The 21,548-nt window shown below is 35.3% G+C and carries 29 protein-coding genes and 1 pseudogene; all 30 read left to right on the top strand.

Annotation, left to right across the window (positions count from 1 at the left end; genetic code table 11):
- Positions 1–38: 38 nt before the first annotated feature.
- On the top strand, positions 39–212 hold the full coding sequence (rinB, locus tag A4G25_RS12970) for a transcriptional activator RinB (protein WP_103163170.1): 174 nt from the start codon (positions 39–41) through the stop codon (positions 210–212).
- A gap of 62 nt (positions 213–274) precedes the next feature.
- Complete coding sequence (locus tag A4G25_RS04540) at positions 275–598, top strand: hypothetical protein (RefSeq protein WP_126498525.1); 324 nt, start codon at positions 275–277, stop codon at positions 596–598.
- A gap of 11 nt (positions 599–609) precedes the next feature.
- Positions 610–993: pseudogene (locus tag A4G25_RS13200) on the top strand (RusA family crossover junction endodeoxyribonuclease).
- Positions 994–1,131, top strand: coding sequence for a hypothetical protein (locus tag A4G25_RS12965; protein WP_156483157.1), 138 nt, complete (start codon positions 994–996; stop codon positions 1,129–1,131).
- A 15-nt stretch (positions 1,132–1,146) separates the two neighbouring features.
- Positions 1,147–1,551 carry a sigma-70 RNA polymerase sigma factor region 4 domain-containing protein gene (locus A4G25_RS04530; RefSeq protein WP_052766777.1) on the top strand — a complete coding sequence of 135 codons (405 nt, stop codon included), beginning with the start codon at positions 1,147–1,149 and terminating at the stop codon, positions 1,549–1,551.
- Positions 1,552–1,797: 246 nt separating this feature from the next.
- A complete protein-coding gene (locus A4G25_RS04525) occupies positions 1,798–2,019 on the top strand; it encodes a hypothetical protein (protein ID WP_047132635.1) in 222 nt (73 codons plus the stop codon).
- Positions 2,020–2,041: 22 nt separating this feature from the next.
- Complete coding sequence (locus A4G25_RS04520; RefSeq protein WP_047132636.1) at positions 2,042–2,311, top strand: hypothetical protein; 270 nt, start codon at positions 2,042–2,044, stop codon at positions 2,309–2,311.
- An 88-nt stretch (positions 2,312–2,399) separates the two neighbouring features.
- Positions 2,400–2,831, top strand: coding sequence for a terminase small subunit (locus A4G25_RS04515; RefSeq protein WP_047132637.1), 432 nt, complete (start codon positions 2,400–2,402; stop codon positions 2,829–2,831).
- A complete protein-coding gene (locus tag A4G25_RS04510; RefSeq protein WP_047132638.1) occupies positions 2,828–4,084 on the top strand; it encodes a PBSX family phage terminase large subunit in 1,257 nt (418 codons plus the stop codon). Before A4G25_RS04515 ends, A4G25_RS04510 begins: the two co-directional genes overlap by 4 nt.
- Positions 4,085–4,089: 5 nt before the next feature.
- Positions 4,090–5,496 carry a phage portal protein gene (locus A4G25_RS04505; RefSeq protein WP_047132639.1) on the top strand — a complete coding sequence of 469 codons (1,407 nt, stop codon included), beginning with the start codon at positions 4,090–4,092 and terminating at the stop codon, positions 5,494–5,496.
- Positions 5,468–6,412 (top strand): phage head morphogenesis protein, encoded by a 945-nt coding sequence (locus tag A4G25_RS04500; RefSeq protein WP_047132640.1) that lies wholly within the window; start codon positions 5,468–5,470, stop codon positions 6,410–6,412. Before A4G25_RS04505 ends, A4G25_RS04500 begins: the two co-directional genes overlap by 29 nt.
- A gap of 126 nt (positions 6,413–6,538) precedes the next feature.
- On the top strand, positions 6,539–7,132 hold the full coding sequence (locus tag A4G25_RS04495) for a phage scaffolding protein (RefSeq protein WP_047132641.1): 594 nt from the start codon (positions 6,539–6,541) through the stop codon (positions 7,130–7,132).
- Positions 7,133–7,150: 18 nt separating this feature from the next.
- A complete protein-coding gene (locus A4G25_RS04490) occupies positions 7,151–7,975 on the top strand; it encodes a N4-gp56 family major capsid protein (protein WP_015978113.1) in 825 nt (274 codons plus the stop codon).
- Between the two features lie 12 nt (positions 7,976–7,987).
- Positions 7,988–8,269 carry a Rho termination factor N-terminal domain-containing protein gene (locus A4G25_RS04485; protein ID WP_015978146.1) on the top strand — a complete coding sequence of 94 codons (282 nt, stop codon included), beginning with the start codon at positions 7,988–7,990 and terminating at the stop codon, positions 8,267–8,269.
- A complete protein-coding gene (locus A4G25_RS04480; protein ID WP_002480801.1) occupies positions 8,269–8,565 on the top strand; it encodes a phage head-tail connector protein in 297 nt (98 codons plus the stop codon). The genes A4G25_RS04485 and A4G25_RS04480 overlap by 1 nt, the downstream gene beginning before the upstream one ends.
- A 1-nt stretch (position 8,566) precedes the next feature.
- Positions 8,567–8,902 carry a phage head closure protein gene (locus A4G25_RS04475; protein ID WP_047132642.1) on the top strand — a complete coding sequence of 112 codons (336 nt, stop codon included), beginning with the start codon at positions 8,567–8,569 and terminating at the stop codon, positions 8,900–8,902.
- Positions 8,889–9,302, top strand: a complete 414-nt coding sequence (locus tag A4G25_RS04470) for an HK97-gp10 family putative phage morphogenesis protein (RefSeq protein WP_047132643.1) — start codon at positions 8,889–8,891, stop codon at positions 9,300–9,302. Before A4G25_RS04475 ends, A4G25_RS04470 begins: the two co-directional genes overlap by 14 nt.
- A gap of 10 nt (positions 9,303–9,312) precedes the next feature.
- Complete coding sequence (locus A4G25_RS04465) at positions 9,313–9,735, top strand: DUF3168 domain-containing protein (RefSeq protein ID WP_047132644.1); 423 nt, start codon at positions 9,313–9,315, stop codon at positions 9,733–9,735.
- A 3-nt stretch (positions 9,736–9,738) separates the two neighbouring features.
- A complete protein-coding gene (locus A4G25_RS04460; protein ID WP_047132645.1) occupies positions 9,739–10,302 on the top strand; it encodes a phage major tail protein, TP901-1 family in 564 nt (187 codons plus the stop codon).
- Between the two features lie 57 nt (positions 10,303–10,359).
- Positions 10,360–10,857, top strand: coding sequence for a tail assembly chaperone (locus tag A4G25_RS04455; protein ID WP_002480806.1), 498 nt, complete (start codon positions 10,360–10,362; stop codon positions 10,855–10,857).
- A 65-nt stretch (positions 10,858–10,922) separates the two neighbouring features.
- Positions 10,923–11,198: a hypothetical protein gene (locus A4G25_RS04450; protein WP_047132646.1), complete on the top strand. Its 276-nt coding sequence runs from the start codon at positions 10,923–10,925 to the stop codon at positions 11,196–11,198.
- A 10-nt stretch (positions 11,199–11,208) separates the two neighbouring features.
- On the top strand, positions 11,209–14,214 hold the full coding sequence (locus tag A4G25_RS04445; protein WP_047132647.1) for a phage tail protein: 3,006 nt from the start codon (positions 11,209–11,211) through the stop codon (positions 14,212–14,214).
- Between the two features lie 18 nt (positions 14,215–14,232).
- Complete coding sequence (locus A4G25_RS04440) at positions 14,233–15,147, top strand: phage tail family protein (RefSeq protein WP_047132648.1); 915 nt, start codon at positions 14,233–14,235, stop codon at positions 15,145–15,147.
- Positions 15,148–15,155: 8 nt separating this feature from the next.
- A complete protein-coding gene (locus A4G25_RS04435) occupies positions 15,156–16,658 on the top strand; it encodes a tail tube TT1 domain-containing protein (RefSeq protein ID WP_047132649.1) in 1,503 nt (500 codons plus the stop codon).
- 2 nt (positions 16,659–16,660) lie between these two features.
- Positions 16,661–18,739 (top strand): tail fiber domain-containing protein, encoded by a 2,079-nt coding sequence (locus tag A4G25_RS04430; RefSeq protein ID WP_047132650.1) that lies wholly within the window; start codon positions 16,661–16,663, stop codon positions 18,737–18,739.
- Positions 18,736–20,172, top strand: coding sequence for a BppU family phage baseplate upper protein (locus A4G25_RS04425; RefSeq protein ID WP_052766778.1), 1,437 nt, complete (start codon positions 18,736–18,738; stop codon positions 20,170–20,172). The genes A4G25_RS04430 and A4G25_RS04425 overlap by 4 nt, the downstream gene beginning before the upstream one ends.
- Before the next feature lie 10 nt (positions 20,173–20,182).
- On the top strand, positions 20,183–20,557 hold the full coding sequence (locus A4G25_RS04420) for a hypothetical protein (protein WP_052766779.1): 375 nt from the start codon (positions 20,183–20,185) through the stop codon (positions 20,555–20,557).
- Positions 20,550–20,681 carry an XkdX family protein gene (locus A4G25_RS12825; protein ID WP_103163171.1) on the top strand — a complete coding sequence of 44 codons (132 nt, stop codon included), beginning with the start codon at positions 20,550–20,552 and terminating at the stop codon, positions 20,679–20,681. Before A4G25_RS04420 ends, A4G25_RS12825 begins: the two co-directional genes overlap by 8 nt.
- Positions 20,682–20,692: 11 nt before the next feature.
- The gene (locus tag A4G25_RS04415) at positions 20,693–21,136 is read left to right on the top strand and encodes a hypothetical protein (RefSeq protein ID WP_047132651.1); all 444 of its coding nucleotides are present in this window, start codon (positions 20,693–20,695) and stop codon (positions 21,134–21,136) included.
- Complete coding sequence (locus tag A4G25_RS04410; protein ID WP_015978139.1) at positions 21,129–21,518, top strand: hypothetical protein; 390 nt, start codon at positions 21,129–21,131, stop codon at positions 21,516–21,518. The genes A4G25_RS04415 and A4G25_RS04410 overlap by 8 nt, the downstream gene beginning before the upstream one ends.
- Positions 21,519–21,548: the final 30 nt, after the last annotated feature.

Raw genomic sequence — 21,548 nt, 5'->3', positions numbered from 1 at the left:
TGGCGGTTCGTCCGCCTTGCTTTTAAGGAGGAAGATAAATGAAAAACTTCAAACACACATTAATACGCAACTTACTTATTATCGCAGCGTGGGAACTTGGTAAGTACTTAGGCGAACAATTAGTTATCTATACTGAACGCAATGATGATGTGGATATACCTTTAGACTTTAATATTGATGATCATAAACATTTGAATGAGGTGAGCGGATAGAAATATTTATAGATGTATTGACGATGGGGATATTTGTTATTACTATGACGGTTCTCTATATTATGAGAAAAGAAAAATATGATAGAAGCCATGACTACTGCGACAAACTTATTCTACAAGAACAACTGGATAGAATAGAAAATATAGTTAAGACATTGGAATCAGAATTGTGCACAGATGAATGGCACAGAAGTAAGGGGCATAAACCAGTAGTTATTGACGAATTTACAAGTAGCTATATAAAGCGTTTACAAACAGAAGCAATAAACGTTAAACAAGAATTAGAATATGAAAAAGAATTAAGGAAGAATATAGAAGAAAATATTGTCAAAAATAAATTCAATACTAAAGGGGATTATGAATATTGGAAATCACCTTTAAATTAGACATCAAAGTTATGGGTGCTGTGCGTATGACTAGAAATGGGAAGTGGGTCAACAAGAACGCACAACGTTACTTAGCTTATAAAGATGAAATCAGATTACAAGTTAACGCGTATATGAAGCAGAACGGACTAGAGATGTTAAGAGGTCCAATACATGTAGATATGAAAGTTTATATGGCAGTACCTAATTCATACAGTAAGAAACGCAAAGCAGCATGTTTGAATGGCGAGTAATATCCTACAAAGAAACCTGATATAGACAACATGTTCAAAGGGATTACAGACTCACTTAATGGAATATGCTATGAAGATGACAAACAGATCATAACTGGAACAATGGGCAAGTTTTACGCAGAAAAAGATTATATGGAAATTACAATTACGGAGGTTGGATAGATGACAGGTTATATACTATTTGGATTAAGTATAGGAGTGGTAGGTTTACTTACAACTAAACTTAAAGAGAAGAACGATGTTATCGAGATTTTAGAGTACGATAGAGAACACTTATTCAATCAATTACACGAGAAGTAACGGGAGGCAGAGCTAGTGATAGAGTTAATTAACTTATATAGACAAAACAAACTTGAATTAGAAAGTTTAGAGTTGCAAAAGGATATTTGCATTGATGAGATGGAAAACTGGGGAGCGGTAACACCTACTGATTATAAAGCTAGGCTAGGTAAGAAACATGACTTTTTCACTAGAATTAGACAAACAGATGATTTAATTAAAGAAGTTAACGCGATCAATAAGCGTATAGAAGAAATTGAATACAGACAAAAACGTATACTTAATGTGATTAACAAGTTCAGCGGATTAGAACATAAGATACTTAAATACAAATACATTGATGGATATACATTACAATCAGTAGCAGAGAAAACAGGATATTCCGAGCAGTACATTCGCAACAAGCATGCTGAATTGAAAAAACGTATAGAGTTTGTATAATGTCACATTTATGTAAGGTACAAACATGTGATAGCGCCTATTTACAATTGATAATATACTTGTAGTGTGAAGTAAATCTACTTCTACAAGCCATTAAATTCAATTTTTCTCATACGATGACACTCCCTTTCAATTTGATGAACGATTAAATTTTGACATGATTGATTTCTCCCTATAAGGCATCCGATAGCAAAATCGGGTATCTTTTTGTATTATAGATATAATACGGTTAAGGGAGGGGAAAATTTGTCAGATGAAAGAAGATACGAATTGCTAAAACACACAGTTAGTCCTACGGAAGAAAGTAGAAAGAAAATAGCTTTAGATTTTTTTAATTTGGATAAAGACATTATCAAATTAGATAAAGAAGAGTTGTTAAAAGTTAGTTTAGATAGTAAGGGTCGTGTTTCCACTTGGACTATAACTGAAAAAGGCAATAAGTATATAGAAGAGTTCGAAGTAAATTAAAAATTAGAAAGAGGGATGTATTATGTATGAAAGAGGGAAAATTGAAGATTCGTTTTATATTTTGAAAGAAAGCGGTACGAGTTACAAAAATGCTTATAAAGTAGATATAGTGAGTTTATCAGAAGATGAAGATTTAAATAACACTTGCAAATATTTCGTAATAGTCTCAATAGACGGAATGTCTGCCAGAGAAGATGCTGATAATCTATCGGAAGCGCATGCTTTTGCGGATAAAGCTGTAGAGCAATTGGAAAGAGAATTAATATTAAGACAAAATAGATTTGATAGCTAATAAAAAGATATTGCCACCTATTATTTTAGGTGGTTTTTTTATGTGAAAATACAAAGAGTGAATAACGTGAAGTGGGTGGTAGTATAAGATGAAACTTACAGTAAAGCAACAGAGATTTGCAGATGAGTATATTAGATTAGGCGAAATAACAAAGGCAGCAATTAACGCAGGTTACAGTACAAAAACGGCATGTTCAATAGGGCAAGAAAACCTGAATAAACCTGCTATAAAAGCCTATATTGACAAGCGAATGGAAGAATTGAAGAAACAATCCATTGCAGAACAAGACGAGGTGCTACAGTATCTCACTGCGGTTATGCGTGGCGAAGTCACAGACCAAGAGTTGATACCTGTTGGAGTCGGACAAGGTGCTATGGAAGTTGAGAAGTTAGAAAAACGTTCTGATACTAATGCTAGAACGAAAGCGGCTGAATTACTAGGCAAACGCTATCGACTATTCACGGATAAACAAGAAATTGAACACACTGGATCTGTTCAGTTTATAGACGATATTGAATGATTAAGTTAAGTAAGTTGATACCGAAGCACTTCCATCCGTTATGGAAAGCAGCTAAAGATAACAGTAAGTTAAACATTGTAGCTAAAGGTGGACGTGGTTCGGGTAAATCATCTGACATTGCAATTATCATTGTTCAGTTAATCATGCGTTATCCAGTGAACGCACTGATACTGCGTAAGATAGATAACACGTTAGCATTATCAGTATTTGAACAAATCAAGTGGGCAATCAATGTCCAAGATGTATCACACTTATTCAAGATTAAGGTATCGCCAATGGAAATCACTTATGTTCCTAGAGGAAACAAAATGGTATTCAGAGGGGCGCAGAACCCGGAACGTATCAAATCATTGAAAGACGCTAACTTTCCTTATGCGATAGCGTGGATAGAGGAATTAGCAGAGTTTAAAACAGAAGATGAAGTAACGACCATTACTAACTCACTATTACGTGGTGAATTAGATAATGGTCTTTTTTATAAGTTTTTCTACACTTATAACCCGCCTAAGCGTAAACAGTCGTGGGTGAATAAAAAGTATGAGTCATCATTTCAACCAAGTAATACGTTTGTACACCATTCAACATACTTAGATAATCCATTCATAGCAAAAGAGTTTATCGAAGAAGCAAACGCTGCTAAACAGATTAATGAGCTACGTTACCGTTGGGAATACTTAGGCGAAGCTATCGGTAGTGGTGTTGTACCATTCAACAATTTACGTATAGAGAAGATACCACAAGAGTTATACGACTCATTCGACAACATACGTCATGGTTGCGACTTTGGTTATGCTACTGACCCTTTAGCGTTTGTTAGGTGGCACTACGACAAGAAGAAACGGATTATTTATGCTATGGATGAACACTACGGTGTGCAGATAAGTAACAGAGAGTTAGCTAACTGGATTAAGAAGAAAGGTTATCAGAATGAGGACATCTATTGTGATAGTGCAGAACCTAAATCTATTGCAGAACTCAAAAAGGAACAGAATATTCCACGTGTTAAACCAGTTAAGAAAGGTCCTGACAGCGTGGAATACGGCGAACAGTGGTTAGATGATTTAGATGCGATAGTTATTGATCCAAACAGAACACCTAACATTGCAAAAGAGTTTGAAAACATTGATTATCAGACGGACAAAGACGGCAATGTTAAGCCGAGATTAGAAGATAAGGACAATCACACCATAGACGCTACAAGGTATGCGCTAGAACGTGATATGCGTCAAAACAAAGTATCTATTTTAACGTAAGGAGGTTGATTAACATATTTTGGCCGAATGAAAAACCATATCACGAGAGAGTGATTGAACAGATTAAACCGCAATACGAAACGCAAGAAGAAATGATACTTCGATTGATTAACAAGCATAAAGAAACAGTAGATGACATTACAGTGGGCGAACGTTACTACAATCATCAACCAGACGTAGTATTCAATGCACCTAAACGCAATGTTAAAGGTGAAATTGACCCATTTAAACCTGACTGGCGTATGTTTACCAACTATCATCAAAACTTAGTTGACCAGAAAGTTGCTTATGCAGTGTCTAATCCTGTTACATACGGTACTGATGATGATAAGTCGTTAAAGACTATTCAACAGGTGCTTAATCATAAATGGGATGACAAGTTAGTGGATATTCTAACCGCTGCAAGTAACAAAGGTATTGAATGGATCCAACCATATGTTGATGAACAAGGCGAGTTCAAAACATTCAGAGTGCCAGCCGAACAAGCTATTCCAGTTTGGACGAATAAGGAACGTGAGGAACTTAAAGCATTTATTCGTTTATATGAGTTGGACGGTGGCGAAAGAGTTGAGTATTGGACTGAACATGACGTTACATTCTATGAATTAAAAGATGGTCAACTCATTCCTGATTACTATCAAGGTGACGACCACATCCAACCTCATTATTACTTAGGAAATAATTCAATGAGTTGGAACCGCGTACCGTTCATTCCTTTTAAGAATAATCCGCAAGAGATAAGCGACTTATTCATGTACAAGACAATCATTGACGCTATGGATAAACGCTTATCTGATACACAGAATACATTTGATGAATCGACTGAACTTATCTATGTGCTTAAAGGATATGAAGGAGAGGACTTAGAAGAGTTTATGCACCATCTTAAATACTACAAAGCTATCAATGTAGATGGCGACGGTGGCGGAGGTGTAGACACTATTCAAATTGAAGTGCCTGTACAGTCCGCTAAAGAGTATTTGGATATGCTGCGTGATTATGTAATCGAGTTCGGACAAGGTGTAGACTTCCAACAAGACAAATTCGGTAATAGTCCTAGCGGTATCGCACTTAAATTTATGTACAGCAACTTAGACCTCAAAGCGAATAAGTTGAAGAATAAAACGCTCACTGCATTACAAGAGTTGTTGCAGTACATTATCGACTTCTACAAACTGAACATCAAAGTGCAAGATGTTGAGATTACATTCAACTTCAATGTCATGGTAAATGAATTAGAACAATCTCAAATTGGTGTTAACTCACAATACTTATCTAAAGAAACAGTTGTGACTAATCATCCATGGGTTAATGATCCAGTTGCAGAAATGGAACGTATCGACCAAGAAGAACTAGCTTTACCTTCTATTGAGGAGGGATTGAATGGACAAGAGAATAACGAACCAACATGATATAGATAAGTTGATTGAGTTATTAATCAAACGTGCAGAGGGCGAGCTGCAAACCTTGTTCTCTAATCGTTTGAAAGTGATTAAACAAGAGATTGCAGAAATGTATGCAAAGTATGATAAAGGCGAACCGTACGCTACATGGACTGAATTTAATAAGTATAACAGGCTCAACAAGGAACTGACACGCATTGGATTGATGTTGAATGAGGATTATAAGAAAGTCGCTAAATCTATTCAACAAATGCAACAGAATGCGTATATCGAAAAGTATTTGATGAGCCTTTATTTATATGAACAGGCTAGTCAAGTGCCTATGACCTTTGATGTACCTGATGCACAAGCAATCAGAACCGCAATTGAACAACCTATCGAGTTTATTAAGCTGGTACCCACACTGCAAAAACAACGTGATAACGTACTTAAAAAAATACGTATGAACATTACACAAGGGATTATGAGCGGTGAGGGCTATTCGAAGATAGCGCAAGCATTGCAGCATGATATTGGAATGACACAGAAACAAGCTATGCGTGTAGCACGTACCGAAACAGGGCGGGCGCAGTCACAAGCTGGATTAGACAGTGCAAAGGTAGCTAAGAACAATGGTTTGAATATGACTAAGCGGTGGATAGCTACTAAAGACACACGCACACGTGACACACACAGACACCTTGACGGTAAAGCAATCGATATTGAAGATAACTTCAAATCAAACGGTTGTATAGGACAAGCACCTAAACTATTTATCGGTATTAACAGTGCTAGAGAAAATATTAACTGTCGCTGTTCCTTGTTGTATTACATAGATGAAGATGAGTTGCCTACTGTAATGCGCGCAAGAAAAGATGACGGTAACAATGAGGTGGTACCTTTTATGACTTATAACGAATGGCAGAAGTCAAAACGGAAAGGTTAAGGTGATCCAATTATCTCGTTGGTAACATACGTCAGTTACTCAACCTGAGTACGTTGTAAAACTGCTTCTTTTTATTAAATTCTTCGTGGCGTTGCACGTAAAAAACGTAAAAAGGAGTAGTTAAATATGGACTTACAAGCATTATTAGAGAAATTTAAAAACGGTGAAGTAGACGCACATAAAGTTATCGACGCAGTAGACGAATCAAAGTTTGGTATGGTTCCTCGTTCTCGACTTAACGACAAAACAGAAGAAATCAAGGACTTGCAGACAGAGATTGAAAACCGAGATAAACAAATTTCTCAATTAGAAAAATCTGTGAAAGACGAAAGCGAGATTCAAAAAGAACTCGAACAAGTTAAACAACAAAATGCAGATTGGCAGAATAAGTACCAGCAATCACAACTTAATAACGCTATCAAGTTAGCAGTAGCGAAAGATGCTAACGACGCAGATGATGTTTTAGCACTTTTAAACAAAGAAGGGTTAGAACTTCAAGATGACAACACAGTGAAAGGTTTAGACGACGCAGTTAATCAACTACGTGAAGCTAAACCTTATTTATTTGTGGATAATAAGCCTACAGGACGTACACCTAACGATGGTGTAAGTCCACAAGGTGGATTAACACAAGAACAGTTCGACAATATGAGCGTAGCAGAACGCACGGACTTGTTTGTAAATGACAGAAGCACATACGATAAATTTGTAAGTAAATAATAGGAAAGAGGTAATTTTATGGCTCAAGGAACAACAAAAGTAAGTAATTTAATTGTACCGGAAGTATTAGCGCCAATGATGCAAGCGGAATTGGATAAAAAATTACGTTTCGCACAGTTTGCAGATATTGATTCAACATTAGTAGGACAACCAGGAGATACTTTAACTTTCCCAGCATTCACATACAGCGGTGACGCACAAGTGATTGCAGAAGGCGAAAAAATTCCAGTGGATCAAATCGGAACTAGTAAACGTGAAGCGAAAGTACGTAAAATCGGTAAAGGTACTGAATTAACTGATGAAGCAGTATTATCTGGTTTCGGCGACCCACAAGGTGAAGCAGTACGTCAACATGGTTTAGCGATTGCTAACAAAGTAGATAATGACGTATTAGAAGCGTTGAAAGGTGCAACATTAACAGTAGAAGCAGATATCACTAAATTAGATGGATTACAAACAGCTATTGATAAATTCAATGATGAAGATTTAGAACCAATGGTACTATTTGTTAATCCATTAGATGCGGGCGGTTTACGTACATCTGCATCAGACAACTTTACACGTCCAACGCAATTAGGCGATAACATTATTGTTAAAGGTGCATTTGGTGAAGCGTTAGGTGCAGTGATTGTACGTTCTAACAAATTGAACAAAGGCGAAGCTCTATTAGCTAAGAAAGGTGCAGTTAAGTTAATTACAAAACGCGACTTCTTCTTAGAAAAAGACCGAGACGCATCACGTAAATCAACTGCATTATATTCAGATAAGCACTATGTAGCATATTTATACGACGAATCTAAAGTTGTTAAAATCACAAAAGGTGCAGGCGACGAAGTAATGTAAGGAGTGATATAAATGCTCTACAAAGTTATTACAAGATTTAAAGATGCTGATGATGATAATTATTTATATGAAGTAGGCGATTTATATCCGCGTGAAGGATACTATCCAACAGATAAGCGTATTGATGAATTATCAACTACTAATAATCGTCGCAATGTTGTGGGTATAGAGCCTATTATGCTAAATGCATTGAAGGTATCAGAACTGAAAGATATTGCTGAACAACTTGAAATTGAACAATATTCATCTATGAAAAAAGCTGAATTAATAGAGGCGATTGAAGGTGTTGCGTAATGGAACCGAAAGAGGTAAAACAACTTAATCTTATGCCGATTGAAGATACTTCAAATGATGATGTCTTAGGCGATTTAATTAAGTTTTATAAAGGTATTGCAGAAGAATACTGTAATAAGACATTTGAAGCGCCCTACCCGTTTGGGGTAAGGAAGTTTATTGCTGAGTGTATCAAATACGGTACAAACAGCAATGTTTCCTCACGCACTATGGGTACGGTATCTTATACCTTTGTAACAGACTTACCAAAAGCAACATACAGACACTTGAAACCTTTCCGTAGATTGAGGTGGTAACATGTATGATCCATTCGATGAATATCCTCATACCATTGAAGTAGGTAAGATGCAATTAGTAGGTAAATATCCTAACCAAAGAAAAGATTTTGTCCCTGAAAGGCAAATGCAGGGGTTTATGGATACACCTACAACATCCGAAACACTTAAATTTCATCAGATGAATAAAACTTTCGACCGTAACCTGTATACAAGATATGAATTGCCAATAAATAAAGATGATGTATTTAAATACGAGGGCAGAATCTATCAAGTAGTAGGTTATCCTGTTGACCAAGGCGGAATGCATGAGGTCAACTTAACAAGGTTACAGGAGGTGCCTAATGGCCAAAGTTAAATATGGTAATTGGGACTTAGTCGCAGAGTTGGAAGATTATCGTGATGAAATGGAAAAATGGGTTGAAAAAGGGATATTAAAGACTACATTAGCCATTTATAATACAGCGGTAGCATTAGCACCTGTTGACTTAGGTTTCTTAAAAGAAAGTATAGACTTTAAGATAAATGACGATGGATTTTCTAGTGTTATAAGTGTTGGGGCAGGGTATGCAGTTTTTGTGGAGTACGGTACAGGGGTACATTCCGAGGGCCCTGGTGGTAGTCGTGCACATAAGATACCTTGGACTTACAAAGGTGATGATGGTGAATGGCACACTACCTACGGACAACAAGCTCAACCATTCTGGAACCCTGCCATAGATGAAGGTAGAAAAGTGTTTAACAGATACTTTAGTTAGGAGTGTTGGTATGTGGGTAACTGCTGAACCGTTACTATATAACAAAATAATGAATAATTTAATCGAGAACCCTATCACTGACAAATTAGTCGGCGGTAGGGTTTTTGATTGTGTTCAAAAAGACGTAGTTTACCCATATATCGTAGTGGGTGAATCTAACGTTACTGAAAGCGAGCGTTCGCCTGGCATGCGTGAAATTATTGCTATTACATTTCATGTATATAGTCAATATGAAAACGGTGCTGAAGCACGAGAGTTACTGAAGTATCTCAATCACGCTTGCAGAATGAACATCAATTTCAGAGATTACGAACTAGAGTGGATTAAAAAAGATAATTCACAAGTATTTACAGATATTGATCAATACACAAAACACGGTGTGCTGAGATTGCTATACAAGGTACGCCATAAAACATTACAAGAAAGGGTGTAGCACATGAGTACAGGCTATATCGCTGTTGTAGAGCCGACTAATAACACATTAGGTGTAATGGGGTTATTAGTATCGGACTTACAAGAAGGCGAAACTAAAATTTCAGCTGAGCTATCAGAAAAGATTGTAGCAGGTAAAACTGACTACTCATATCAATCAGTCGCAGAAGAACTTAATTTAACGTTTGGTCGTATTCCAGGGGATAAAGGACAAGACCAATTCAAACAAGCAATTAAAGACCGAAAACAAGTAAAAGTGTGGTTGATTGAGAAAAAGAAACGCACAGACGGTTACCACGCGGTATTTGGCTATGCGGTAGTAGAAGAATATGGAAATTCATTTGACGATGAAGAAGATACAATTGAAGTGACTGTAAAAGTTAAATTCAATACTGCTGACGGTGTGTTTAGCGAGCTTCCACAATCATGGTTAGATGCTTCTGTTGCAGGTACTACTGTTGAATTCGAGAAACCTGGTGAATACACTGGTGATCTTGAAGAAAGAGAATCAACAAGTAAAACATTTACTGCAAGCAGTGCTGTTTCATCAGATTCAGAAAGTATGTAATTTCAGGGTGCATTACGCACCCTTATTTTTATATAAATAACTAAGTGAGGTAATTAAATGACTGAAAAAAACGTATTCCAAGCAGAGAAATTTGAACCTATTACTGAATTAGAGTTTAAAGATGCTAAATTAAAAGCAAAGTGTACATTTTTCTTCGATATTCATGCACAAAAGTACGCTAAAAAAGATGAAAACGGTAACGAAACAAGCGGTTATCATGAGATTTTACAAGGTATCTTAAATCGCAAAACAATTTCTATCGTACATTTTTGGGACTGTGCATTAGCTCATGTCAAAAATCGTCCTTCAATTCAAGAAATTCAAGATGTTATCCAAGATGTAATTGATAAAGAAGGTACAACGCTTGGCTTGTTACAAGGTGCGGTACAAGAATTAGGTGAATCAGGTTTTTTCAAGGAAGAGTTCAAGATGTTCTGGTTCCAATTCAATCAAGCACCGAAGTTAGTGAAGGAAGAAGACAAAGAAGAAGCCAAGAACGCACTTCCGTTCATGAAAGAAACTTACAGAACCTTAACGGGCAAAGAACCTTATTAAACTATAGCGAGATACGTTCAAAAACCGCACAATATCTTGGATATATCAAAAGTGAAGAATTATTTATGATGACTCCTAAAGAATGGCAAGATTGGGTCAAAGGAGCGCGTGAACGTGAATTAGACATGTTGGAATTTAACTTGCACCTAGCTACTGCAAACGCAATGGCACAAAGTAAAAAAGGTGTAAAACCTATGATGAAACAAATTCAAAAAGCGCGTGAAAACTTATCTAAAGATGAAGTGCAAATTAGAAATGACAAACAAGCTCAAATTGAACAACGTAAGCAATTAAGACAACGACAAATCGAAGAAGCAGAAGCAATGTTTGGTAAAAAGTGAGGTGCAATGAATGGAAAAGAACTTTTTCGCTCGTATTAATGCGATTATTAAAGACTTTGAACGTGGTGTACGTAAAGCGCAACGTCTAGCTAAGACTTCTGTACCTAATGAGATAGAAACAGAAATCAAAGCTAATACAACAAAGTTTCAACGTGCATTAACAAGAGCAAAAGCAATGGCACAGAAATGGCGTGAGCATAAAGTAGAAATTGACGCGGATGCATCACCTGTTAAACGTGCTATTTTAACTACTAAAGCATTATTAAGGACTATTAGAAAACATACGATCAAGATTGATACAGATGTTAATAAATTTGATGTTTTAAAAGCTAAAATGATTAGAACTTGGCATGACGGTGGTCGTGCTTTAGGTGATTTCAGTGATAAAATGGACCACTTAGCAGGACGCATCCGTTCATTCGGTACTGTGTTCGGCCAACAAATCAAAGGTGTAATCGTTGCTTCATTCCAAGCATTGATTCCAATTATCGCGGGTCTTGTACCAGTCATTATGGCCGTTGGTAATGCGTTGAAAGTAGTAACTGGTGGTGCGATTGCTTTAGCTGGTGCTGTAGGTATTGCAGCAGGTGGTTTTGTCGGATTTGGTGCAATGGCTATTAGTGCTATTAAGATGTTAAACGACGGTACACTACAAGTGACTAAAGAAACACAGGCGTATCAACGTGCATTAGATGGCGTGAAGGACACATGGTCTGACATCATAAAGCAAAACCAAGCTCAGATATTTAATGCAATGGCAAATGGATTAAATGCTATTAAAGTATCTCTTAAAGGCTTAACGCCGTTTTTAAGTGGTGTATCGAATGTAATGGAAAAGGCTAGTCAAGACATGCTCGAATGGGCTAAGTCTAGTAAGGTTGCAAAAAAATTCTTTAATGAAATGGGTACAACAGGCGTATCTATTTTTGCTGATCTAGTAAAGGCTAGTGGTCAATTCGGTTCCGGCCTCATTAGTATGTTCACTCAATTAATGCCTTTATTCAAATGGTCTTCTCAATGGCTGCAAAGATTAGGCGAAGACTTTAATAAATGGGTTAACAGTGCTAAAGGTCAAAATGCAATCAAGCAATTTATGGAATATACAAAGACTAATTTACCTATTATCGGTAATATCTTTAAAAATACTTTTGCTGGTATTAATAACTTACTCAAAGCATTTGGTCAAAACTCCACAAACATATTCAAATGGTTAGAACAAATGACTGCAAAGTTCCGTGAATGGTCTGAAACCGTTGGTAAATCAGAGGGCTTTAAAAAGTTTGTGCAATATGTACAAGAGAATGGACCAGTCATCATGAAGTTAATCGGTGATATTGTACGTATATTAGTAGCCTTTGGTACTGCTATGGCACCTATTGCTAGCGCGTTGCTTAAATTAATTGGTGCAGTCGCTAGTTTCACTGCTTCATTACTTGAAAATCATCCAAATGTAGCTAGATTCTTCGGTATATTAACCATTCTTGCAGGTGCTTTTTGGGCATTGCTTGCTCCTATTATGTTCATTAGTTCAGTTTTAACTAATGTGTTTGGAGTGACTTTGTTACAAGCTCTCGGACATATTGTGAAATTCATGAAAACAAGTAGTTTACTAAAAGGAATCCTAAATATTGTAAAAGGTGCTTTTAGTTTATTACTCAGCCCAATAGGTAACCTCACAAGGCTATTACCAATTCTTGGCACTGTATTCAGCGCATTAACGGGTCCTATCGGTATTATTATTGGTGTGATCGTTGCGTTGATTGGAATTATAGTATGGCTTTGGAAAACGAACGAAGGCTTTAGAAATATGATTATCGGTGCTTGGAATGGAATCAAAGAAGCAATAGGTAATGCTATACAGGGAATCATAGACTGGTTTATGCAGTTGTGGCAAAATATCCAGCAAACATTACAACCTATTATTCCATTGTTGCAGTTAGTAGGTAACTTTATTATGCAAGTATTAGGTGGAATTGTATACGCAGCAATTATGGGTGTGATTTTTGCGTTCCAATCACTATGGAATGCAGTATCGATTATCTTTACTGCAATAGGCGGCATAATTTCAGTAGTAGTTCAAATAATAGTTGGTTTATTCACAATTTTAATTCAACTGTTGACTGGTGATTTTTCTGGTGCATGGATTACATTACAAACTACAATTTCAAATGTAATGAATACTATTTGGAGTACATTAACATCTATATGGGACCAAATTTCGACATTTATTTTCAACACACTAAATAACATTTTAGGAACCAACATCACAAGTTGGGGTCAAATATGGTCAGCAATTACTGGTTTTGTAACTAAAATCTGGAACTCTGTTTCTAGTTGGTTTAGTAGAACAGTTGAGGCGGTCAGACAGAAAATGTCTGAAGCATGGAATGCAGTTGTATCAAAAGGTCAACAATGGGTTGATTCCATCAAACAAACAATGAGCAACTTTTTAAGTTCAGTAAAACAAAAGTTCTGGGACGTTGTAAATGCTTGTCGTCAAGGTATGGAGGATGCAGTCAATGCAATTCGTAACTTCTTTGGTAAATTCGGAGAAGTTGGAAGATATTTGATGGAAGGTTTGGCAAATGGTATTAAAGATGGTATTGACTGGGTTGTTAATGCAGCTAAAGGAGTAGCAGAACGTGCTGTAAGTGCTGCTAAAAGTGCTTTAGGTATTCATTCGCCATCAAAAGTATTTAAAGGTATCGGACAATTTGTATCGCAAGGTTTAGGTATCGGTATTGCTAATCAGGCTTACAAGGCGGTAGATGCTGTAAAAAGTATGTCTAACCAGATGGTGAATGCATTTGATGCAGATTTAGAACCTTCGTTTGATGTAGGAGGACTTGGTGCATCTATTGCAGGGCAAGTTGACGGTTTCATTACTGATGATGTACGTCATTCTATCCAAGAAAACAGCAGACCAATCGTTAATATAGAAGTACGTAACGAAGGCGATTTAGAATACATCCGTTCTGTAATCAAAGATATGGATGCAAAAGACTATTACACATAGATTGTGAGGTGATAACACTTGATTTATAGAGATATTGAAATCGTAAGAGGTAATAAAACTTATAAATTAAGTGATAACCCTATCACTTTTAACAGATTGAAGGTTAAAACTTATAATGTAAGTGATATTGAGCGCGAACATAATTACGAATCTATCGATAGACTCAATGGTCGTTTTAATACCGGGATAATAGAAACATCACGTATCGCTACATTAGTTGTTGAGTATGAAGTTGATAAAATCGCACATGCTATTCATTTAAGGAATCAATTAGCTGATTTGTTCAGGGATAAATTTTATATTCGTGAGTTAGTACCTTCTCTTGTAGAAGTGCCATTCCAGACTTTTGGAGATCCTGATTTTGAGTTTCCGCTGAATTATGCGAGTGGTATGCAATTAGAATTGAAGTTAACAAATATCGGGGATTATGACACTAATCAAACGAGCGGAGAAATCGAGATTACATTTGAAACATCTGAAAAACCATATTACGAAAGTATAGGGCGAAGTCTACAACTAGAAAAGGTAGACTCGCCTTATTTATGGTCGTCTGATATGGGGATTAATTTACCAGTTAATAGCGATAGAAGGCAATATACATTTACAAATACCGATTCAGGAAACGTGTATTATCATGGGACACAAGGTATCAACCAATTTACTTTTGATAGAGTTATAACGATTGTGTTAGGAGCTGATACGAAAAAGTTCAGCTGGAACCTAGAACATTCAGAAGTTATGACAATTGAAGGGTTGAATTTAAAAGCAGGAGATGTAATTAAATTCAATGGCCTGCAAACCTATAGAAACGGCGTTTCAATAGATGATTATACAAGAATGTCACAACCTTTCTTCGAACATGGTTATAACTACTTTACGATTAACCAAACAGTACAAAAGATTACATTTGATATGAAGTTTTATTATAAGTAGGTGAGTTTTTGGCAATTTTAATAAAAAATAGGATTGGTAAAGGCTATCCTATTTATACTTCAACTGTTTTAAATGAAAAGTTGAGTGATGAAGGTAACTTAACCTTTGATATTTTAGAAAATGAAAACACATATGATTTAATTTCTGCAGTAAGTAAAATGTGGACTGTTCACAATGTAGCAGGTCCAGATGATAAAAGAGTATTTGTCATCACTATTATTGACAGACAATCAAGAGGCGAAAAACAATATGTTTCTATTACGGCTCGTCAAAAAGAAATAGATGATTTAATGACTCAACGTATTTATAGTAATGTGACTGGTAGTTTTACGGTCGAGAATTATTTTAAAATCGTTTTTCAAGGTAGTGGATATAAATACAAAATTCCAATAAAAGTACCTTCTTCACGTTGGGAAAACGCAGGTGATGGCGATAGTAGATATGAAATGTTTAAAAATGGTTTGGAAAGATACGGGCTTGAATATACGTACGATCCTTATAATAAAACTTTCACGCTTGAACCATTTGTAGAAAAGAAAACTTCATACTATATCTCGAGTAAAGTCAATGCTAATAATCTAAAGTTAGAAGAAGATGCAAGCGAATGTTATACGTACATCCGAGGTTATGGTGGTTTTGAAGAAGATGAATCATTTATGCAAGGTAGTGTACAAGTTGAATTCACTCACCCATTAGCAAAAGTGATTGGAAAGCGAGAAGCTCCCCCTAAGATAGACGGTCGTATAACTAACATAGAGACCATGAAAAGAGAAATTGAGGCAATCATAGCTCAGTCGCTTAAAACGTCACTATCGCTCGATTTTGTAGCTTTGAGGGAAGTGTTCCCAAGCGCAGTACCTAGAATTGGAGACCTTGTACCAGTACGAGATGACATTATCGATATTAACGATAGTGTACGTATCATTGAAATCAAAACAACACGCGATGCGCATAATAAAATCATTAAACAAGACGTTGTATTAGGTGATATTCGAAGACGTGATAGATACACAAAAAGTGTTAATAATGCTGCGACACTTGCTAGCGGTTTAGGTGGTGGCAGTGAAGGCGTACGTTCATTTAATAATATAGCTAAACGAATTGACACTACTGCCAAAGCAGTAAATAACGTAACAAATTCAGCATCTTCTTTAAAATATGATGGATTAGGAATTCATGGTAAAAGCGGTAGTTCAGTTATTTCATTTATGGAAGATGGTTTTAAGAGCAGTAAAGATGCAGGCGAAAACTATATCACCCTTATTACCGGCGACGGTTTCAATATGGAGGCAATGCCTACTGCAACAGCAGTCGCTAAAGGGCTAATGTCAACAGAAGACAAAATTAAATTAGATGATATTAAACCTGAGAATTTTATTACAACAGATGAGCGTAACAAGTTAAAGAACATTAATACTAATCTTAAAGGACTAGTCATTACTGGTGAAAATGGTAAAAAATATAACTTAACAGTTGATGTTGAAGGTCAACTGAAAGCTAAGGAGGTTTAACTTTGAAATTAAATCTTTTAAAGAAGTTAGACACAATTTTTAATGATAAATTTATAGGGCAAAATGAACAAAACTACGAAAAGATAGAGAAAGCTATAAATGGACAGAATGATGATATTGAGTATCATAGAAACAATGAAAAAGATGCTCATAAGAGTGAAAACATTAAACATAACTTAACAGATAAGGTATCTACAAATGTTAGCCAAGAATTAAAATATCAACGAAATCAGATATTAGAATTAGTCTTAGGTCATAATGGTGATGGTATACAAGAAGTGAGAGCATCACGTATTGCAATGGATGGTACTCGTTCGGGTGATTTATCCAATCGTTTATACTATGACTTTACTTACTTAAAAAATGATTACATTAAGCGTATTACTGATTTGAAAAACTCACTTGATTACTATATAAATATTAAAAGTGTTGGTGCGGTTGGAGATGATAAAACAGACAATAAAAATATATTCACAAAATTTAAAGATGACCAAATCTATTATGTTCCTAATGGTATTTATAAAACTTCAGAGTTACCTAAGGGACTCTTTTTCGGTAAAGGTACAATTAAATACGGTGATGAAGTTATTCCGATTTCACAGCACGTTGCTCAAAAAGTACGTATAAATGTAGATAAAAAAACAGTGGAACGTTATCAAAATTTCACCGCTGGACAAAATGTTGCCACAAAACAAAATCAATATAGTTACGCTAATACCGGTGTTGGATACAGTGTTTTCAAAGATAACATACAAGGCAGACGATTGACTGGTTTTGGCAAAGGTGCATTGAGCAATATGATTAATGGTTATTCTAATGATGCTTTTGGTGCTGACGCTTTAGGACAAGGTAAGTTTGGTAGCAGAAACACAGCATTAGGTGCCAATGCTTTAAAATGGGGAGGTTCCAGTAACCCTGTTGAGACATTACACGATTTTTGGAAAGATAAGGGCGATAAAAATTTCGTCAATAAATATTTCAAGAAAAAGTGGAATAGTGTGTGGTCAGTGTTAGGTTCTGAAAATGGACCATTAAGCTCAATTATTCCTAAATCAGACTCTGATTTATCAAATAATGTTGCAATTGGACGTAACGCCCTTGTCCATTTGATGAAAGGTAATAGTAATACGGCTATCGGATACAATTCTCAAGCGCATACGGTAGATGGTAATGGCAATACTTCAATTGGAGATAGAGCTTTACGTGATAACCTTATTGGTTCAAGAAATAGTGCACTTGGTATCTATTCTTTAACGAATAATATCACTGGAAAAGACAATACAGCTTTAGGCGCTAATAATTTACAACAAACACTTCATGCATCAAACAACACTGCAATTGGTTATGGTGCTATGCACTTTTTTAAAGATGATAAAAACAAAAATACTGATGGTAGTTATACTTACGGTTATCGTAATACAGCAGTTGGTACACAAGCAATGCAAGATGGTAAAAATGCAAGTTACAGCGTTATGTTAGGATCATACGCAGGCCGTTTTGTAGAAGGTGAATTTAACGTTGGGATAGGTGCTGGTACATTTCCAAGTTTAAAGACGGGTGACCGTAATGTTTCGGTAGGTGGTAACACCAACAGAAATGTAATAAAAGGCGATGATAATATAGCGGTAGGGTATACAGCAGGTCCTAACTCAGATTATACCAACACAGTTTCTTTAGGTGCCAATGCTCATGCAAATGGCAATAATCAAATACAAATAGGATCTAATGAACATACTGTATATACGTTCAATGCAATCAGGCAACGTTCTGATAAACGTAATAAGGAAAATATAAAAGATACCTCTTTAGGTTTAGATTTTATTAATAAAGTGAGAGCGGTTGATTATAATTTTATCGGTTCGAAAGATATACATCATGGTGTGATTGCACAAGAAATTGAAAATACTGGATATACCTTCGGTGGCGTACAAAACTCTAAGTATGAAGGTGGCGATGACATTTATACAGTATCTTATACAGAGTTAATTGCTCCACTTATTAAGTCTGTACAAGAATTAACTACAGAAAATAAACTACTGCAGGAAAGATTAAATAAAATTGAAAACGGAGGGGTAAAATGACTCAAGAGTTATATAAAGAGGCGTTTTTAAAATCAAATAAATCACCATTTTTAAAACCAATTTCTGATTTAGAGATTGGTTTTTATAATATGGATTTAAACACTGCTATATTGACGTTTCAAGTAACAGAAAGTGGTCGTCCCTTGTTAATAAGTAATAAAAATGTTGAAACGTTTGCATTTTGCAAGTCGTCAAATGGTAGTGAATCAGGTGTTTTAAGCGCGGAAATAAAAGATCCGTTAAACGGCATCATTACATTCACAGTGCCAAATGAGTTCTTGAAGGCTGCTACAAATAGCCGTGTTACATGTCAGATTTATATTACTGTAAATGGCGTTGACGATACTGTTGCATTGAGAGAAATTACTTTCAATGTTAAAGATGCATTAATCAATCAGATTTCAGGAGAAATAAAGATTAATCACATTAGAATGTTTTATGAGCTTCGTGCAACTATACAAAAACAAGCAGATAACCTAAAAGGGCGTTTAGATGAAATCAACAATGATTTTAATGAAAAAGTCAATACGTTTAATGATATTTATAATGAAAATGTTTATGATTTTGAACAAAAGTTTACAGATTTGAAAAATCAGCTCGAAACAATTTATAGTAATACTAAAAATATTTTGAACGAAAACGGAAACAAAGTTTTAACTGAGGCTAACGAAACTATCCAAAACATTAATAATTTGTATAATCAAATACAAGGTTTGATTGACACTAAGAACGAAGAATTGGATTCAAAAATCCAAGATGTTTTAAGTACAATTGATACAAGTAACTTTGTAACATTGGATAGATTACAACAACAACTTGATGATGTTGCAATCTATTTAGATTGGCAAAAATATAGGTTAACTGATAATGACGGTAATGCTAAAACTTTATCTGTTGAATATGATATTGAACGAATTAAAAATACACCCACTGGCTTTTATTATGCTGAGGGAGTTCCTGGCATAACTGAAGGTGAAGATTATGGATTTTTAACAATTATAGCTAAGGATATTGATAAGAGAATTGAGTTTAGACCATATAATACTAAATCAATTTTTATTTTAATAAATGATGCTTGGGAGCCTCTAGTTACTGCTATCAGTGATACAGGATGGTTGCCAATTAATTTAGTAAATGGAACAGTGAATTTAGGCGGTTACCCAGAAAGCAGTTACAGAGTAATTATTAATAACGAACAAACTTTTGTTTATTTCAGGATAGCTGTAAAGAATATTACAACCGCTACAACCATTGCTACGATGCCGAAAGAATATGTAGGGTATCCTCACCTTCTTAATGCGGTAGGAAAAGTTAATAAAAAGTCACAAAAGATAAAGGTTTCTAATTCTGGAGATATTACCTTTTATAAAAATATAGATGATACTATTGATTCTGAAGATTATGCTGTTGCAGAGGCCCATTGGACAATTTAGGAGTGATAACGTGGATATACTAACTATTTATTTAAAAGAAAATGGTTATCCTAAAATCATTTTTGATAAAGGTAACGGTTTTTCTTACGATGATCGTTTTTACACAGAAGTCAAACCTCCAGAAGGTATTTATTTACCTTGTGAATTTATAGATGGTCAATGGATAGGAGCTTCGAAAGAGGAATTTGAAGTTGAAGCAAAAGAAATCCAAAAATCATTTGAGGTAGATTTAAAAAAACAAGAATCAGAAAATAAAACAGATTATTTTATGTCTAACATACTACTTAAGCAAGCTGAGTTAGAAGAAGAAATCAAAAGAACTAATGAAGTTAACGCTTCATTATTATTAATGTTAGCTAATAAAGAAGGTGTCTATGATGTTTAAAATAATAAAGCATTATTATGAATTGAAACTTTATAATGTACAAAATGTTGAAACATTCGTGCGAGCACAGTGGATTACTGAAAAACAATTCGAAGAAATTACAGGGTTTGATTATAGAAGTTAAAGGTGTTGCTTATGAAAAAAAAGAAGGGTCTTGATTACTTTCAAAAAGTTTCGATGTTATGGTCAATATGTTTTGGTATCGCATCAGTTGTACGTGGTTCATATTGGATTTTTAATGCTGATATAGCACAACATGACAGCAAGTTATACGATACAATGCATGATGTATTACCATTGACTTTTTGGGGGCTGCCTTTTGCTCTTTCGGGTATTCTTTTAATTGTGTCCGGCTTTTTAACTCCTTATTATCAAACTAGTATTAATTATTTTAGATTTAACCTTTGGGGATATGCAATTGCATGTCCCTTTTACTATATATTCTCTGTAGCTGGCTTCAATAACAGTCTAAATATAGTGACTCCAGTGATAAACTTCAACTTTGCAATTATAAGCGGCGCTATAGCTTATATTGCTTATAGACAACTAAGAGAGTTGAAGAAACAAAAGTATGACTGAATTTGTAACGTTAAAAAAGTATTTAGAAGATGAAAAGCGCAGAGAGATAGAGAAAGGTAAAATCCATCAAAGAATAAATAACGTTGATAATAAGCACATCGAAAAGAATAATGATTTGAAGTTAATTATCATGACCTTTATTGAAAGTCAGAAGCCTTTGAATGACCACATGAAAGGGATTCGTGATGATTTAAAAGAAGTAAATGATGTATTAAAAGAATATGCAAAGAAAACAGATGAGATTGAAGATAATTTAAGAGATATACAACAAGAACAAGGAAAAGGAGCAGTAGACAGAAATAAATTTTTGTTATCAGTTCTTGCTGCAGCAACAGGTGCAGGAGGCTTTGTTCCTGTTCTTATTCAAACATTCTTTAAATGAAGTCGGCGCATTAAGCGCCGTCTTTTTATT

The organism is Staphylococcus condimenti (assembly GCF_001618885.1).
Taxonomy (GTDB): Bacteria; Bacillota; Bacilli; order Staphylococcales; family Staphylococcaceae; genus Staphylococcus; species Staphylococcus condimenti.
Note: the sequence above shows the minus strand (reverse complement) of the source record. Positions and strands in the feature narration are given on the sequence as shown.

Bases quoted from the DNA above. Each gene is read 5' to 3' on its own strand.
- rinB (WP_103163170.1), top strand. From the start codon at position 39: ATGAAAAACTTCAAACACACATTAATACGCAACTTACTTATTATCGCA.
- A4G25_RS04540 (WP_126498525.1), top strand. From the start codon at position 275: ATGAGAAAAGAAAAATATGATAGAAGCCATGACTACTGCGACAAACTT.
- A4G25_RS12965 (WP_156483157.1), top strand. From the start codon at position 994: ATGACAGGTTATATACTATTTGGATTAAGTATAGGAGTGGTAGGTTTA.
- A4G25_RS04520 (WP_047132636.1), top strand. From the start codon at position 2,042: ATGTATGAAAGAGGGAAAATTGAAGATTCGTTTTATATTTTGAAAGAA.
- A4G25_RS04515 (WP_047132637.1), top strand. From the start codon at position 2,400: ATGAAACTTACAGTAAAGCAACAGAGATTTGCAGATGAGTATATTAGA.
- A4G25_RS04510 (WP_047132638.1), top strand. From the start codon at position 2,828: ATGATTAAGTTAAGTAAGTTGATACCGAAGCACTTCCATCCGTTATGG.
- A4G25_RS04500 (WP_047132640.1), top strand. From the start codon at position 5,468: ATGGACAAGAGAATAACGAACCAACATGATATAGATAAGTTGATTGAG.
- A4G25_RS04495 (WP_047132641.1), top strand. From the start codon at position 6,539: ATGGACTTACAAGCATTATTAGAGAAATTTAAAAACGGTGAAGTAGAC.
- A4G25_RS04490 (WP_015978113.1), top strand. From the start codon at position 7,151: ATGGCTCAAGGAACAACAAAAGTAAGTAATTTAATTGTACCGGAAGTA.
- A4G25_RS04485 (WP_015978146.1), top strand. From the start codon at position 7,988: ATGCTCTACAAAGTTATTACAAGATTTAAAGATGCTGATGATGATAAT.
- A4G25_RS04480 (WP_002480801.1), top strand. From the start codon at position 8,269: ATGGAACCGAAAGAGGTAAAACAACTTAATCTTATGCCGATTGAAGAT.
- A4G25_RS04475 (WP_047132642.1), top strand. From the start codon at position 8,567: ATGTATGATCCATTCGATGAATATCCTCATACCATTGAAGTAGGTAAG.
- A4G25_RS04470 (WP_047132643.1), top strand. From the start codon at position 8,889: ATGGCCAAAGTTAAATATGGTAATTGGGACTTAGTCGCAGAGTTGGAA.
- A4G25_RS04465 (WP_047132644.1), top strand. From the start codon at position 9,313: ATGTGGGTAACTGCTGAACCGTTACTATATAACAAAATAATGAATAAT.
- A4G25_RS04460 (WP_047132645.1), top strand. From the start codon at position 9,739: ATGAGTACAGGCTATATCGCTGTTGTAGAGCCGACTAATAACACATTA.
- A4G25_RS04455 (WP_002480806.1), top strand. From the start codon at position 10,360: ATGACTGAAAAAAACGTATTCCAAGCAGAGAAATTTGAACCTATTACT.
- A4G25_RS04450 (WP_047132646.1), top strand. From the start codon at position 10,923: ATGATGACTCCTAAAGAATGGCAAGATTGGGTCAAAGGAGCGCGTGAA.
- A4G25_RS04445 (WP_047132647.1), top strand. From the start codon at position 11,209: ATGGAAAAGAACTTTTTCGCTCGTATTAATGCGATTATTAAAGACTTT.
- A4G25_RS04425 (WP_052766778.1), top strand. From the start codon at position 18,736: ATGACTCAAGAGTTATATAAAGAGGCGTTTTTAAAATCAAATAAATCA.
- A4G25_RS12825 (WP_103163171.1), top strand. From the start codon at position 20,550: ATGTTTAAAATAATAAAGCATTATTATGAATTGAAACTTTATAATGTA.
- A4G25_RS04415 (WP_047132651.1), top strand. From the start codon at position 20,693: ATGAAAAAAAAGAAGGGTCTTGATTACTTTCAAAAAGTTTCGATGTTA.
- A4G25_RS04410 (WP_015978139.1), top strand. From the start codon at position 21,129: ATGACTGAATTTGTAACGTTAAAAAAGTATTTAGAAGATGAAAAGCGC.